This is a genomic window from Lysinibacillus sp. ACHW1.5, from assembly GCF_022014815.1.
Classification (GTDB): Bacteria; Bacillota; Bacilli; order Bacillales_A; family Planococcaceae; genus Lysinibacillus; species Lysinibacillus capsici.
This window is the reverse complement of record NZ_CP091777.1, coordinates 4,044,843-4,060,979: the sequence shown is the minus strand read 5'-3', so window position 1 is coordinate 4,060,979 and position 16,137 is coordinate 4,044,843. Positions and strand designations below refer to the sequence as shown.

The window sequence follows — 16,137 nt, the reverse complement described above, 5'->3', positions numbered from 1 at the left end:
GATGTTGAGGAATGAATCCAAAAGATCTAACTGTCATTGAGCATATAGAAGAATTAAGAAAACGGCTGTTCATTGTTGCCGTTTTCTTTGTTCTAGCTATGGCCGGCGCCTTTTTTGTCGCAAAGCCACTTGTAAAATACCTTCAAATGACTGGAGCCAAATATAATATAGAACTCCATGCATTTGATGTAGTCACACCACTTGCAATTTATATACAAGTTGTTTTTATAATTGCATTTATTCTTTCATCACCAGTGTTGATGTATCAATTATGGTCGTTTATTAGCCCTGGATTAAGGGAAGTAGAGCGTAAAGCAACTCTAAGCTATATTCCGTATTCATTTTTATTGTTTCTTGCAGGGTTATCTTTTTCATACTTTTTACTATTCCCATATGTCATCAAATTCATGATGAATTTATCGAATGATTTGGAGATAAAGCAAACCATTGGCATACATCAGTATTTTACATTCTTGTTTAAGCTTACAATACCCTTTGGTTTCCTTTTCCAATTGCCAATTGTTGTTTTATTCTTTTCACGAATTGGCATATTAAGTCCAGAATTACTAATTCGTATTCGTAAATACTCGTACTTTGGTTTATTTGTATGTGCTGCGATTATTGCACCGCCTGAATTGGCTTCGCATTTAATGGTTTCAGTTCCACTGTTTATTTTGTATGAAATTAGTATTATGATTTCACGAATCGGCTATAAGAAATATCTTAAATCCGAAGAGATTCGATTAAAAGAAGAGCAGGAAGCGGAACAAAAGCGCCAGATTGAAGAGGCACTTGAGCAGCAACGACGACAAATAGAAGAATTGAATCAACAGTAATAAATAAAGCTCGGTGCCCTAAATGGGACACCGAGCTTTTGTGTTATTTTTGCATCTTACAATCGCTTTACAAAAATTTATTGCATTTTTTCGAGTTCTTGAAGAAACTTTTGCAATGGTTCCGCATAGAATTGTACAAGTGTCACAAATCCATTAAGCATGACGTGTGCAATAATAGACGTCCAAATGCGCTTTGTTTTGTGATATAAAAAGGCGAAAATTAAACCACAAATGGTATAAAGCAAGATATGTGAGAAGTCGAAGTGGATAATCGCAAAGAAAATGGCACTCACAATTGCTGCCACCCAGAAATTTGTTGTTTGGACAAGCGAGCCAAAGATCACTCTACGGAAGACGAATTCTTCTAAGATTGGCCCGAATACAACAATTGCTAATATAGCGATGGGAGCACCTTTAGCTATCGCGACAATATCTGCAGTATTTTGTGAGCCTCCTTCAATACCGAAAACAGCCATCTCAATAGCTGCACCAATCATTTGTCCAAAGAACACTAGGAAGAAGCCGATGATTCCCCACACAATTGTAAGAGGTATCGTTTCTTTTTTTCCTTGGTAAATGTTCCAAAATGCTTTATCTCGAGATGTAAGGATTAAGCTTAAAATGAGCGCTACCGCAAAACTTAGTGCGATATACCAACCTTGAGTAATAGGAGCCGCTTGTTCAGAAGCTAAACCAGTTACCTTCATGATGAGCCTATGGAACGGTAAGAGCAACCATCTGCTAGAGATTTGCATCAAGATATAAATCAGCAAAACATACAGGGCTGTTTTTTTATGTTTCGTTACTTTTTGAGAATTAGTCACAGTCAAAATCCTTTCCATTCATATGCTTCCTTTCTATTGTAGAGGAATATGGAAAGAAAACAAAATTTTTTGAAGTTCTGACTTGCAAAAAAAAGAGTGATTGATTATCATAATAATTGTGTTAGCACTCATTGATATAGAGTGCTAATAAATATCAACAATTATTTAATTATTAGGAGGTTGTTTCACTTGTTAAGACCACTAGGAGATCGTATTGTAATTGAACTAATCGAGGTAGAAGAAAAATCTGCATTCGGTATTGTACTACCTGACTCTGCAAAAGAAAAACCACAAGAAGGTAAAGTAGTAGCAGTTGGGACAGGTCGTGTATTAGAGAACGGGCAACGTGTAGAGCTTGACGTTAAAGTTGACGACCGCATTATTTTCTCTAAATACGCTGGCACAGAAGTTAAATTTGAAGGTAATGAATACCTAATTTTACGCGAAAGCGATATTCTTGCAATTATTGAATAAGAACTTTAAAGGCACCTTACGTAAGGTGAATACTTATTGTTTGCATAACAAATGTGACAATAAGGTGAAATTGATATAAATATATTGAAGAAGCTTAACGAATATTCCATTTCAGGAGGGTAAATTCTCATGGCAAAAGATATTAAATTCTCAGAAGACGCTCGTTCATTAATGTTACAAGGTGTAGATAAATTAGCAAATGCAGTAAAAGTAACATTAGGACCAAAAGGACGTAATGTTGTTTTAGAAAAAAAATTCGGTTCACCACTTATTACAAATGATGGTGTGACAATCGCTAAAGAAATCGAACTAGAAAACCCATACGAAAACATGGGAGCAAAATTAGTAGCAGAAGTTGCTTCTAAGACAAACGAAATCGCTGGTGATGGTACAACTACAGCAACAGTATTAGCTCAAGCAATTATTCGTGAAGGCTTGAAAAACGTTACAGCTGGCGCAAATCCAGTAGGTATCCGTAAAGGTATCGATAAAGCAGTTGCTGCAGCACTTACTGAATTACACGCTATTTCTCGCCCAGTAAGCAATAAGGAAGAAATTGCACAAGTTGCTGCTATTTCTGCTGCAGATGATGAAGTTGGACAACTAATCGCTGAAGCAATGGAACGCGTTGGTAACGATGGAGTTATTACAATTGAAGAATCAAAAGGCTTCACAACAGAGTTAGATGTAGTTGAGGGTATGCAGTTTGATCGTGGTTATGCTTCTCACTACATGGTAACTGACACAGATAAAATGGAAGCGGTTCTTGATAACCCATACATTTTAATTACTGATAAAAAAATTACAAACATTCAAGAAGTATTACCATTATTAGAGCAAGTGGTGCAACAAGGTCGTCCACTTTTAATGATTGCTGAAGATGTAGAAGGTGAAGCTCTTGCAACACTTGTTGTGAACAAACTTCGTGGTACATTTAATGCTGTAGCAGTAAAAGCACCAGGTTTCGGTGATCGACGTAAAGCAATGCTTGAAGATATTGCTATCCTGACAGGTGGACAAGTGATTACAGAAGAATTAGGCTTAGACCTAAAATCAGCTGATATTTCTGCACTTGGTCGTGCAGCAAAAGTTGTTGTAACAAAAGACAACACAACAATCGTTGAAGGTGTAGGCGGAGCAGACGCAATTGAATCACGCATTGGTCAAATTCGTGCACAACTTGCTGAAACTACTTCAGAGTTCGATAAAGAAAAATTACAAGAACGTCTTGCAAAATTAGCAGGCGGTGTAGCAGTTATCAAAGTTGGTGCTGCAACAGAAACAGAGCTGAAAGAGCGTAAACTTCGTATTGAGGATGCTTTAAACTCAACTCGTGCGGCTGTTGAAGAAGGTATCGTATCAGGTGGTGGTACTGCTCTTCTAAACGTCTATGCAGCAGTAGAAAAAGCGGCTGAAGCAGTAGAAGGCGACGTATCTACAGGTGTGAAAATCGTTCTACGTGCTTTAGAAGAACCAGTTCGTCAAATTGCTAATAATGCTGGTCTTGAAGGCTCAATTATCGTAGATCGTCTAAAACGTGAAGAAGTTGGCATTGGTTTCAATGCAGCAACTGGCGAATGGGTAAACATGATGGAAGCAGGCGTAGTAGACCCAGCAAAAGTAACTCGCTCAGCTTTACAAAACGCAGCATCAGTTGCAGCCCTATTCTTAACAACAGAAGCGGTTGTAGCAGATATCCCTGAAGCAGCACCAGCAATGCCAGATATGAGCGGCATGGGCGGTATGCCAGGAATGATGTAAGATTTAGTTAGCCTATAAGCACAATCTTTTAAGTAATATGACCACTTTCCATAGTTTTATGGAAAGTGGTTTTTTATTTTGATTTTTTATTAGAACTGAGTTTAAATAAAAATCCCTAAATTTTCTTCGCTATATAATATCCGGAATTTACAATGAGCTGTTTTAATTTCTATCGGAACAATAATTTTAGCGAATTAAAACCCGCTAGTAGTGGAATATTTATCTACTGAATGTATGCATAATTTATAATTAAAAATTTTCCTGTTGTTTTTCAATGGATTATCACTTACAATACAAAATGAAAATGATAATCGTTATCATTGACTAAAAGTTTAATAGATAGAGGTGAAATTTTGGATAGACAGGAAGCTAACAGAATAGGAATGGGCAATATTTATTATGTTATTATCTTGCTTTTAATAGTCTCTATTTTAATATCTGCCGTTTTTTCTGTATCAATAGGACAAATCAGCATTCCTTTCAAGCAATCGATGGATATTTTGCTACATACTATATCCAATGGAAAACTTGGAACACTTGATAGTGTGGAAAGTGAATCCTATTTGAATATTATTCTACAGGTCAGAATGCCGCGTGTGGTTTTTGCCTTATTGATTGGTGTCGGTCTTGCATTGTGTGGGGCTGTCATGCAGGCAGTTGTCCAAAACCCGCTTGCTGATCCATACATACTTGGTATTTCTTCAGGAGCGTCATTAGGTGCAACCTTTGCTATTCTAGTTGGTTTTGGGAGTAGTGCATTGTTAGCACAATTTGGAGTAGCCTTTGGTGCATTTGCAGGGGCGATGATTACCTCTATGGCAGTGCTTATCTTATCCAGCATTGGAGGTAAAGCAACCTCAGTAAAATTGGTTTTATCAGGGGTTGTTATCGGTGCATTATGTAGTTCGTTTTCAAGCCTTATCATCTTTTTTGCCAATAATGCAGAGGGCATCAAAACGGTTACGTTCTGGTCTATGGGGAGTTTAGCATCTGCCAGCTGGGACAAAACACCAATTTTAACAATCGTGATTGTACTAGGAGCTGCATTATTCCTTTTCCAACATCGTGTGCTAAACACAATGCTACTTGGGGATGAATCAGCTATCACCTTAGGGATCAATTTAAGTGCTTATCGTAAATTATATATGATTCTTACCTCGCTTATTACAGGAACGATGGTCGCTTATGCAGGTATGATCGGTTTTGTTGGTTTAATTATTCCTCATATCACAAGAGGTATTTTCGGGGCAGATCACAAACGATTAATGTTAGGAACATTGCTCTTAGGAGGGCTTTTCATGATTTGGGCTGATATTCTGTCTAGAACATTAATCCAAAATGTGGAATTACCGATTGGTATTATTACTTCTGTCATTGGGTCACCATTATTTATCTATATGATTGTAAAAAAAGGTTACAACTTCGGAGGGTAGAACAATGGAATTAGTAGCAAAGGAAATAGAAGTAAAAATCGGCAAAAAGGAAATCGTAAAAAACGTATCCATTCATGTGAATAAGCAACAATTTGTGGGCTTAATCGGACCAAACGGATGCGGAAAATCAACTTTACTGAAAAGCATTTATAAAAGCCTAGTACCTCAAAAAGGGATGGTCTTCTTAGATGATTTGGATGTTTTAAAAAGCGCCGAAAAAAAGATTTCTCAACACTTAGGTGTAGTTGGACAATTCAATGAAATGCACTTTGATTTAACGGTACAACAAATGGTGATGTTAGGTAGAACACCTCACAAAAAAATGCTAGAGTCAGATAACCAAAAGGATTTTGACATCGTAGAAGAGGCATTGACAAGAACAAACTTACAATCTTATAGAGAGCGCAGTTTTCTTTCACTATCTGGTGGCGAAAAGCAAAGGGTTATTTTAGCTAGAACGATTGCCCAGCAGCCTAAATTTATGATTTTAGATGAGCCAACAAATCATTTAGATATTCGTTATCAAATTGAAATACTATCCTGTGTAAAAAGTTTAAACATCGGTGTTTTAGCAGCTCTTCATGATCTAGAAATGGCAGCACATTACTGTGATTATCTTTATGCAGTAAAAGATGGTGAAATCTATGCACATGGTACACCCCAAGAAGTTTTAACACCAGAAACAATAGAAGCTTTATATCATATCAAATGTCAAACATTTACTAATCCAGTGACGAATGGATTAGGCTTTGCATATGGACTGTAGGAGGAAAAACATGAAGAAAAAATTATTATTAGGAATTGGTTTAGCAGCTTTATTAACATTAACAGCCTGCGGTAACACATCAAAAGATACATCTAAGGAAACACAAACAAAAGAGCATTATCCACTGACAATTGAGAACTTTACAAAGGCTGAAGGTGGATCAACATGGGAAAAGAAAGATCAAGTATTTGATAAAGCACCTGAAAGAATTATGGCAAATACACGCCCAGCTGCAGAATTATTATTACATTTAGGATTAGGCGATAAAATCGTTGGTGTTGGTGCAAACTTTGGTGCAGTTGATAAAGCTGTTAAAGAAGAGTATGCTAAGCTAAATATTTTAAGTGATGAATATGTTGGGAAAGAGGTTACATTAGGTACTGATCCTGATTTAGTATTTGGTCGTGGTGGCTTATTTGATAATGCTGAATGGGGAGTAGGGACAGTAGATTCGCTTAATGAAATGGGTGTAAAAACATATGTTTTAGAGTCATCCGTAACAGGCGGCACGTATGATTCTATTTATAAAGATATAAAGAATATTGGTGAAATTTTTAATGTTCAAGACAAAGCAGATAGCTTTATTAAAGAATTAAAAGGTCGACAACAAGATATTTCCTCAAAATTAGAAAGTATAAAAGAAGAAAAAACATTTGCCTATTTGCATACAAATGATCCAAAAGAGCTTTTTGTTTATCCAGCACACGATGAAACATTCTTTAATGATGCATTCAAAATGGTTAAATTAGATAATATTTTTAAAGATGAAACAGGCGATGTAAGTGTTGAAACATTAATTGCAGCAGATCCAGATGTATTAATTCTTCCTAACTGGGACGGTTCTGATTTGACAAAAGTACGTGAAGAAATTTATGCGAATCCTAAACTATCAAGCATGAAGGCTATTAAAAATAAACAAATGTATATTGTAGATTACAATTACATGTTTGGCTATGGCTATAACACAATTGATGGAATGGAAGCATTAGCAAAAGAAATGTACCCAGACTTATTTAAATAAAACAAAAAGTGCTGTCCTAGCGGGTCGAATAAATGACACGTTAGGGCAGCGTTTTCTTAATACGGAGGAATAATTATTGTTATGACTGTAGAAGCTGCTCTTTATTTACTATTGTGGTTATTAACTTAGAATTTTCAGTGTTCCAGCAGACGGATACAGGATGCTGCTGATCGAGATAGAATAATTGAGTAAAAAGGTCTTGTCTTGTTTTTTTTATGGTAGTTGTATCAAGCAAATAGGGCGATAGGATTGGCAATAAGCCTGTTTTAAAAAGAGCCTCTTTTAAAGTCCAAAACTCATAAAAAACATGTAAAGGCTGATGAGAGACCAATTGACGCTCTGTCTCAGAAAGCGCATATATCATCATATCTTCACTCACTGGCTTTATTTCTTCAACATCAATGCCGACTCGTCCGATAGTGGTGACTGCTAACACTATCCAATCCCCAGAATGAGAGAGATTAAAATCCCCCTGCCAATGTGGGTGTCCAGCAATATATGGGCGCCCACATTCATTATGAGCTAGATGTAACAGAACGTCATCTATATAGGGAAGGAGTGCCCATCTAATAAGAGTGCTACCTAGCAACGCTCTTTGCTGATCCTGCCAGTGCTTGTATTGCTGAACTTTTCTTTGCACCTCAAAAGGGAGTGCTTTAAGGAAAGCATCCCGTTCTGGTGGTGCTAACTGTACTCCTAGAGGAAGTGCAAATAACTGTATAGTTTGTTTTATCATCTTATATTGACTTGTTTTGGCTCAGGAAAGTAGCCTGTATCAATGCCATATTGAATCATTCTATAAATAAAGGCTTTATTTGGTGCCGCACATTCAATCTTGGTAGGAGCTAAAAATTCTATCGTTTTTTTGCAATTGAAGATAAATGGGGAGTCACTTGCTCCATCACCTTCAAGCTGCGCAATGGCTAACGATAAATATCCCTGTACACCTCTTGAATGATCGCCATTTAATAGCCAATCAGTATACTCTTGTTTTGAAACAATTGTTAAGTCGTAACCAATTTCCTTAAGCATATCGATTAATTCTAAATAAGTAAGTGATACAGGGTTACATAAATGGAAGACATGGCCGCTGGTTGCTGGCTGGCTTGCCAAAGAAACAAGTGCCTGACTAGCATAATTGATTGGTGTGAAGTCAACATGCCATTGTGCGGTAGGTGTTTTACCTAAATAAAGCATTGATTTAATCATACGGTAAAAGGCATTGTCATCGATATTACGTTGGAATTTACCTGTTTCAGAATGACAGCTTAAATTTCCTACACGATAAATGGAGACAGGGATTCCATCCTGTACAGCGTTTCGAACAAGGTTTTCTGCTTCTAGCTTACTTTGAGTATAAACATTATCAAGCTTAACATTGTAATTGAAGTTACCTTTTGCTTCATTTGGTCCCCATTGTATGGCGGCTAGCTCCTCTGGAATGCCAATTGTCGATACATAATGGAAATGCACACCTGGTTTCTGTTTGGCTATTTCAAGCAAGTAGCGAGTTCCATTCACATTGACATTATTAAAATGATCAGCTGCACCAAAATGACGTACATCTGCACCACAATGAATGATAGCATTAATTTCTTTCATAATGATTTTTTCATCTTTATCAGATAAGTGTAGTCGTTGCTTCCCTAAGTCACCTTGGATAACAGTAATACGATCTTTCATCTGCTGAGCAATAGTATTGCCAAAATAAAATTGCATACTCTCTCTTAGTTTATCTTCAATCGTAGTTTGGGTGCTTGGTCGAATAAGGCAATATATGTGCGCAGTTGTTGTAGCTAATAGCTCATATAATACATGACTACCTAAATAACCTGTAGCACCTGTTAGTAATACCGATGTCATTGGCAAGGGCTTCACATTTTGGGAGACTTTTAGAGGACTAGGCTCCATTAAGTCCTTGAATACAATGCTTTTAGCTGGCTCGTCTTGATCTTCAATGGCTTCTGGTTGATAATGACGAATATAATGATCCAGTTCAGCAATTGTTTGATATTGGAAGAAATCCTGAATCTTTAAGAATGGTATATGTTTTTTCACTTGTACAAGAATCTCGAGCACTTTTAGCGAATGCCCTCCGATATGAAAGAAGTTATCGTGAATGCCAATTGGCTCAATACCGAGTACAAATTCCCATGCAGCAGCAAGCATACGCTGTGTATCATTTTCTGGGGCAATATATGTAATACTGCGTGATAAAGTTAATTCCAATGAAGCTAAGTGTTTTCGGTCAATTTTTCCTGTAGGGGATAATGGCATTTCTTGCAATTCAATAAATTGCTCTGGCACCATATAATCTGGTAAAAGATTTGCTAAGTAGTCCCTTAAAAGATTCTCCTCAAGCTGCATCCCACTTGCCACCGTATAGTAGGCAAATAAATGATTATTCCCATCAGCCATTTTTTTTGCAATGATCACAGCTTCCTGAATGCTCGTATGATTGCTCAATACGGTTTCGATTTCTCCAAGTTCAATACGGAAGCCTCTTACTTTAATTTGAGAGTCTTTACGTCCAACAAATTCAATGACACCAGTTGGCAATAGTCGAACTAAATCACCTGTTCGATACATTTTTTGATCTGGCTTTAAGAGATGAGGTACAAATACTTCAGCTGTTTTTTCAGGCTGATGTAAATAACCTGCTGCTAAACCAGCACCAGCAATACATAATTCTCCGATTACATTAACGGGACATAGCTGATCGTCCGTATTAATAACGTACATTTCATAATTGGCGATTGGTCTACCAATAGGGATACTAGATTGCATGTCTGTTATCTGACTTTTCACCTTAAAATAGGAGGACAATACTGTACATTCAGTTGGTCCATACACATTAATAATTTCTGTAGAGAGTCCAAATTTATCTTGCCATTTTTGAACAATGGCAGGCAATAGGGCTTCACCACCTACAGATAAATAATTTAATGTCGAAAGCTTTTTTCTATAGCTTACTGGTAAATGTGTAGCTAGCTGTGTAAAGAAAGCATTTGGAACAGTAGCGGTCGTTACTTGCTCACGGTCGATCATATCAGCAAATGCCTCAATGGACAAACGCTCTATACTTGTAAGCATATGAAGTCTTGCACCTGAAAATAAAGCAGTAAAGGTTTCTGTTATAGAAGGGTCAAAACTAAAAGAAATAAACTGGGAATAAACATCTTCTTTAGTTGAATGGTAGATTCGTTGATTATCTGTTATTAAATTAATGACAGCCTCATGCTTAAGCATGACGCCTTTTGGCTTACCTGTTGAACCAGATGTATAAATAATATAGGCTAAATCGGATGGAAGAAGTTCACATTGGATATTTTCCTGTGAATATCCTTGCTCCATTTGGTTGATTGTGAACACTGTGCGTGTTTGGGAATCATTATGTATAAAATCATTCAGTAGAGCTGTATGTTCGTTTTTCGTTATGATAAATGGAGCACCTGTATCGTTTAATAGGTACTGACAACGTTCTTTTGGATAGCTCGGATCAATGGGAACATAAACTCCACCAGCTTTCAGGATACCTAACAAACTAATGACGGTTTCTTTACTGCGTTCCATAACTATCGCTACATAGTTTCCTTTTTGTAGACCGTTGGCAACTAACATATGAGCAACTTGGTTGGATTGTTCATTTAGCTGACGGTAGGTAAGTTTTCCACCTCCATAGGATAATGCGATTCGTTCCGCAAATTTTTGTGCTGCCTGATAAAATACGTCAGGTATTGTGGTGTTTTGATCGTAGTCAGCTATTGTACGGTTTAACGTTTGATATGCGAGTAAGTCTTCTCTGTTTAATAATTGTGTACTATTGGATTGAAGTGTTTGTTGGTCAAAAGAAAGCGTATTATTCTGTGATGGGTGTACATCAAATTCTTTTTTATTATTCAATTATGACAACTCCTATTTTAGAAAAGGGCCGACACCTATGAAGGAGCGATTATCGTCATTAGGTCCACAGTAATGAATCGATCTGTGAGAAACTAACGGACATAACTCTCCTTAATAAGGGCAGCCCTTTCATTTTTTATTTCACTACAAAGGTATTAACAACATTCATTAATTCATCAGATAGCTCGGATAATACTTGAGCTTCTTCAGAAACTCGTTGTACTGTATTCAATTGAGAGGCAGAAGTTGCTGCTACTGCTCTTGTATTGTCCTTTGAATTGACTGAAAAGTCTTCCATATCTTTTACGGCAGATGTTACTTCTTCCATACCAGCTGCCATTTCTTCAATTGTTGCAGAAAGCTCTTGAATTTGCCCTGTCACATGGTGAATGGAAGTTAAAATCTGGCTAAATGATTTTTCTGAATCATTGATCATGACAATACCATGATCTACTTCTTCTACAGCGTGAACCATGATATTTACAGATTCGTTTGTATCGTGCTGGATATGCGAAATAAGTGTAGAAATTTCTCTTGCAGATGCCTCAGATTGCTCTGCAAGTTTACGTACCTCGTCAGCAACCACTGCAAAGCCACTACCAGCCTCCCCAGCACGTGCAGCTTCGATAGCTGCATTTAATGCAAGTAAATTGGTTTGTGAAGCAATCCCTGTGATGATTCCTACGATTTCTTCTATTTTATTGGAATGATCGCCAAGTAATTTAACAGAAGCTGCAGATTGATTAACAGCTTTGCTAATAGCATTCATTTGTGCAACAGATTTATTTGTCGATTCATTCCCTCTTTCAGCTTCCTCTGATGCTAAAATCGAGGATTCTGAAATTTGATTGGACGTCATAGCAATACGTTGAATACCAATATTCATTTCTTCAATGGTAATTGTACTTTCTTTTGCCTTTTGTACTTGAAGATCAGCGCCACTTGCAATCTCCTGCATAGAAGATGCTACATTATTATATGAATCGGAAGCTTCTTGCATATTTACAGATAAAACATTGGCTGTGTTTGAAACACGCTCAGAAACATTCGTTGTACTCTTAATAACATTTTTTAAGTTATCAATCATAGAATTAAAATTTTGTGTGAGCGTTCCTACTTCGTCTGTTGAAGTAACTGGTAATGGTTCAAGCTCTAAATTACCTTCTGCGACTTTTTTAGATTGTAAAGAAAGTTGTTGAATCGGTGTTAATTTTTTTCTTAAAAGAGTGTAAACAGCAATGGATGAACCAATTAAGAATATAACCGTTACTAATAACGTCCATAGGGCTTCAGACATCGCTTTTCCTGTTACCATTGATACGTCATAGTCAATGGCATAAGCAGCCAGCATGTCCCCATTCTCATCCAAGATTGGTGTAAGGCCTGTTTTATAGCTACCATATTCATCGCTATAAATATCTGTTGCTGTTGCTTTTTTTGTATCAAAAACTTCTTTAATTCTTGCTAGGAAATCTGGAGATAAACCCATTGCAATCATATCTTGGTTATACTCTGCCCCTAGTTCAAGTATACTAGATGATAGAACAGGTGCATTAATATTTTCACCGTTAACTGTAATTAAAAATAGATTGGTAATGCTATCTGAATTATCATTGATTGCATCCATTTCACTAGTTAATCGTAGAGCATCGGGATTACTATTTGTAGGATTCTCTAATATCGATTTTAGTGTAGTAATATCAATGGTTTTGGCTAGGATCATGCCTTTGTCAGAAAGAGATTGATTCATGTCTGTTAAATTACTATTTCTTACTATATAATAAGAAAGACCTAAAGTAACTAATCCAAATAATAATAAAATACTCACTACTATTGCAGTTAATTTCTTACTAATAGACATTTGCTGCTTCTTGCGTGTTTTCATGCTTTTCCTCCTAATATGATATAGCGAATATTTCAAGCTAAGGACTATAAATGGATAATTCAGTCAATGTACTACACATTGAAGATGTTGATGTTATTCGTAGAAGTCCAGATGCGTGTAAACTATTTATAAATGCAAAATAATCTATTTATCCCCTATCATTTAACTACTATACTGCCAAAAAAATTGATTCACAACCCAGAAAACTTACTATTTCAAGTCATGATCTCTATGAATAATAGTTAATATATAGTTTTTTAGTCTATGTATTTTTATTGTTAGGTTAAATTTTTACAAAAAGCTATACATTTCCTAGTATAAAAAAGAAGTATGCTCATATCTAACTTATTTTCAGTTGATTAAAAATTTGGCTGAAATACCAATTTTCAATTCCTTGTTAGGGCTTTTTACTTATTTTGTCATGTCTTATGTGTAAAGAAATTTGGTTATTTTTGTTATGGGAATAAAATGAAAAGAGGTTATTTCTTTATTCTTAAATAAAGAAATAACCTTTTCTAGTTGTTGCTATGGCCGTGGATTACCAAATATACCCGGTAAAATATTAGGGAGTCCTGGTATTAATGGTGGTGGGAAACCAGGATATTGCCCCCCTGGACGTGGCGGATAAGGTTGGGGCGGATAGGGCTGTGGTGGGTATGGACGTGGCGGATAAGGTTGCGGTGGATAAGGCTGTGGTGGGTATGGACGCGGTGGATAAGGTTGAGGCGGATATGGTGGATATGGTGGTGGGTATGGCGGCGGATAGGAACTACCAGGAGGTGTTCCTGTACCTGCAGCAGTGATTTGACTAACATCCACAGTCACAATTTGACCATTATCTAACTGAATTTCAGCAGTTCTTCCTCCAGTTCCAAATGTCCGAATTAATGTACCTGAATAAGTACCAGTAGGGAGTGTTACCCATATTTTCATACCTGGGCGAAATTGACTGTTAAAATCTTCAGGGGCTAATCTAGGATAAACCAATGAAACACACCTTTCTTCATTTTTTCTAACATATGCCTATTGCGATTTTTGTCATAGGCTATAGGCTATGGATGCTTAAGTTCTAATTTGTTATAAAATAAAACAAATTTCATTATAATAAGGGAAAAAGCTAAAAGGATGTTTAGCACATGGCAATTATTAAGATAAAAAAAATAAACATACAAAATTTACGAAATGTACGACAGGGTGAAATTGTACTCGCAGTAAATTTTGAGACATTTCTACAAGCGAATGTTGTTGGCCTATATGGACAAAATGGCTCTGGAAAGACAACCATTGTAGATGCATTTAGTTTATTGAAGACACTTCTATCAGGATGGCTTGCTGAAGTGAAGTTGCCCTCTCAAAAGAAGCGACTTATATTAGCAGGCGAGCAAACAGCTAGCATGGATGTAGAATTTCTAGTTCAGAATCAATTCGGTACATTTTTTGTGAATTACTATGTGGAACTACAGGAGGATCAGTATCGACTATATACTACGTTGGAGCGCCTTACCTATCGAGAAAACACGAAAGGGAAGCGATCAAAGGTTTTAGTGGCTGTGACGGAGAGGGATGTACAAATCCGTCAATCGAAACTGGATGATTTGAGTGAACAAGCGCGAATTCAATTACTGGTTATTCAACAGCTAGCAAGAAAACAAAATATGTCATTTCTATTCCATAAAGATATAAAGCCATTATTAAAGGAACGACTTTCTGAGTTAGAAATGCAGTTGCTACAAAATATTGCCGTCGATTTTAGTCGGGACTTACATGTTGTTAATAATCAAAATATTGCCCCACTATTTGAAGAACGAATGATGCCATTCAGTATTCATTTAGAGAAAACAAGAGGCCTTATTCCCTATGATTTAAATGGACCAGCTTTATTACCAGAGGATGCATTCTATGCTCTATGTGAAGTTATTGAACAAAGTAATCAAGTGCTCTCAGCAATTATTCCTGGTTTGACGATTAAAATTAATATCATTACAAAGCAAATGATGGACAATGGTGAGCAGGGAATTCGTTTTGAATTTTTGTCTCAGCGTGGGGAGCGGGAATTACCGCTACGAACAGAGTCAGAGGGAATTTTAAAGATCATTTCGATTCTTAGTGTATTAATTGCTGTATACAATAATCCGAATGCATGTGTAGTGATTGATGAATTAGACTCAGGTGTATTTGAATATTTGTTGGGCGAGTTGTTAACAGTGATAGATGAGGATGGAAAAGGGCAACTTATTTTTACATCCCATAATCTACGTGTGTTAGAGGTGCTAGCTATTAAAAATTTATGGTTTACGACAACAAATGAACATCACCGTTATATGCAGCTAAAAGGTATTAAAGAAGTGAATAACGCTAGAGATGTCTATTTACGTGCTATCCAACTTGGTGGACAGGACGAAGAGATATATAAGGAAACCAAAACATTTAAAATAAAGCGTGCTTTTCGTAAAGCGGGTGTTCAACATGACTAAAAAAGTACTTTTAATTATTGTGGAAGGGCAGACAGAGCAAATTATTTTAGAGGATTATTTAGATACTCATTTTGCGAATTCGACGATACGCTTTGATGTGCAACGTGAAGATATTTTAACAAAGTGGGATGCACACAAACGGATCCCCAATATTAAAAACAGTGTTGTACGAGTGATTCAAAGCTATCTTCAAAAATATAAATTTTTAGCCAATGATTTAACTGCTGTTGTTCACATTACAGATGCAGATGGATGCTTTATCGCACCAGAATGCGTCAAGATAGATGAGACTATCGAGCAAAACTTATTTTATACAGAGGATGCTATTTTAGTGAAGTCAGATAAACGTAAACAACAAATAGAACAACGTAATGATATGAAGGCTAAGAATGCTAGAATTTTGATTGCCAACGACCACTTTAGCATTAACCGTATGAAAGTACCTTATCAATTATTTTATTTTTCTACGAATTTAGAGCATGTCTTATGGAATGAGCGCAATGAAATCCCTACAGAAAAAATGCAAAAAGCAGATGAATTTATGGACAATCTGTCAGGCACGATTGAGGAATACCTAAGCGCATACCTACCGGTCAGTTCAGAGTTGCCTTATAGGGAAAAGATAAAGAAAAGTTGGTCATTTTTAATGGAGGATTGTCATTCATTGCAACGAGGCACGAATGTACCGCTATTATTTGAAATGATTAAAACAGATGTACAGTAAAAAACAGGCGACGAAATACGTCACCTGTTTTTATCT

The 16,137-nt window shown here is 36.5% G+C and carries 13 protein-coding genes; 8 read left to right on the top strand and 5 right to left on the bottom strand.

Annotation, left to right across the window (positions count from 1 at the left end; translation table 11 throughout):
- Positions 1–11: 11 nt before the first annotated feature.
- Entirely contained in the window at positions 12–836 is an 825-nt protein-coding gene (gene tatC / locus L6W14_RS20350) for a twin-arginine translocase subunit TatC (RefSeq protein ID WP_131522365.1), read from the top strand.
- 77 nt (positions 837–913) lie between these two features.
- Here the strand turns inward: tatC and L6W14_RS20345 are convergent, their stop codons facing one another.
- On the bottom strand, positions 914–1,678 hold the full coding sequence (locus L6W14_RS20345; protein ID WP_115672985.1) for a CPBP family intramembrane glutamic endopeptidase: 765 nt from the start codon (positions 1,676–1,678) through the stop codon (positions 914–916).
- 171 nt (positions 1,679–1,849) lie between these two features.
- Here L6W14_RS20345 and groES point away from each other — a divergent pair, with 171 nt between their 5' ends.
- The 5 genes from groES to L6W14_RS20320 all read left to right on the top strand — a co-directional run bounded on the left by groES (position 1,850) and on the right by L6W14_RS20320 (position 7,115).
- A complete protein-coding gene (gene groES, locus L6W14_RS20340) occupies positions 1,850–2,134 on the top strand; it encodes a co-chaperone GroES (RefSeq protein ID WP_004224358.1) in 285 nt (94 codons plus the stop codon).
- Between the two features lie 129 nt (positions 2,135–2,263).
- Positions 2,264–3,895, top strand: coding sequence for a chaperonin GroEL (gene groL, locus L6W14_RS20335; protein WP_004224361.1), 1,632 nt, complete (start codon positions 2,264–2,266; stop codon positions 3,893–3,895).
- A gap of 353 nt (positions 3,896–4,248) precedes the next feature.
- Positions 4,249–5,328, top strand: coding sequence for a FecCD family ABC transporter permease (locus L6W14_RS20330; RefSeq protein ID WP_131522364.1), 1,080 nt, complete (start codon positions 4,249–4,251; stop codon positions 5,326–5,328).
- Positions 5,329–5,332: 4 nt separating this feature from the next.
- Complete coding sequence (locus tag L6W14_RS20325; protein WP_054548890.1) at positions 5,333–6,094, top strand: ABC transporter ATP-binding protein; 762 nt, start codon at positions 5,333–5,335, stop codon at positions 6,092–6,094.
- 10 nt (positions 6,095–6,104) lie between these two features.
- Positions 6,105–7,115 carry an ABC transporter substrate-binding protein gene (locus tag L6W14_RS20320; protein WP_237898783.1) on the top strand — a complete coding sequence of 337 codons (1,011 nt, stop codon included), beginning with the start codon at positions 6,105–6,107 and terminating at the stop codon, positions 7,113–7,115.
- A gap of 79 nt (positions 7,116–7,194) precedes the next feature.
- Here L6W14_RS20320 and L6W14_RS20315 read toward each other — a convergent pair whose 3' ends face one another.
- The 4 genes from L6W14_RS20315 to L6W14_RS20300 form a co-directional block, all read right to left on the bottom strand.
- Entirely contained in the window at positions 7,195–7,851 is a 657-nt protein-coding gene (locus tag L6W14_RS20315) for a 4'-phosphopantetheinyl transferase family protein (RefSeq protein WP_237898781.1), read from the bottom strand.
- Entirely contained in the window at positions 7,848–11,018 is a 3,171-nt protein-coding gene (locus tag L6W14_RS20310; RefSeq protein ID WP_237898779.1) for a non-ribosomal peptide synthetase family protein, read from the bottom strand. The genes L6W14_RS20315 and L6W14_RS20310 overlap by 4 nt, the downstream gene beginning before the upstream one ends.
- A gap of 136 nt (positions 11,019–11,154) precedes the next feature.
- Complete coding sequence (locus L6W14_RS20305) at positions 11,155–12,903, bottom strand: methyl-accepting chemotaxis protein (protein WP_131522360.1); 1,749 nt, start codon at positions 12,901–12,903, stop codon at positions 11,155–11,157.
- A 525-nt stretch (positions 12,904–13,428) separates the two neighbouring features.
- A complete protein-coding gene (locus L6W14_RS20300) occupies positions 13,429–13,890 on the bottom strand; it encodes a hypothetical protein (protein WP_131522359.1) in 462 nt (153 codons plus the stop codon).
- Between the two features lie 149 nt (positions 13,891–14,039).
- Between L6W14_RS20300 and L6W14_RS20295 the strand changes: the two genes are divergently transcribed.
- Together L6W14_RS20295 and L6W14_RS20290 are read left to right on the top strand one after the other, a co-directional pair.
- Positions 14,040–15,377: an AAA family ATPase gene (locus L6W14_RS20295; RefSeq protein ID WP_131522358.1), complete on the top strand. Its 1,338-nt coding sequence runs from the start codon at positions 14,040–14,042 to the stop codon at positions 15,375–15,377.
- Positions 15,370–16,101, top strand: coding sequence for a hypothetical protein (locus tag L6W14_RS20290; protein ID WP_237898776.1), 732 nt, complete (start codon positions 15,370–15,372; stop codon positions 16,099–16,101). The genes L6W14_RS20295 and L6W14_RS20290 overlap by 8 nt, the downstream gene beginning before the upstream one ends.
- The last annotated feature ends 36 nt before the right edge of the window (positions 16,102–16,137 follow it).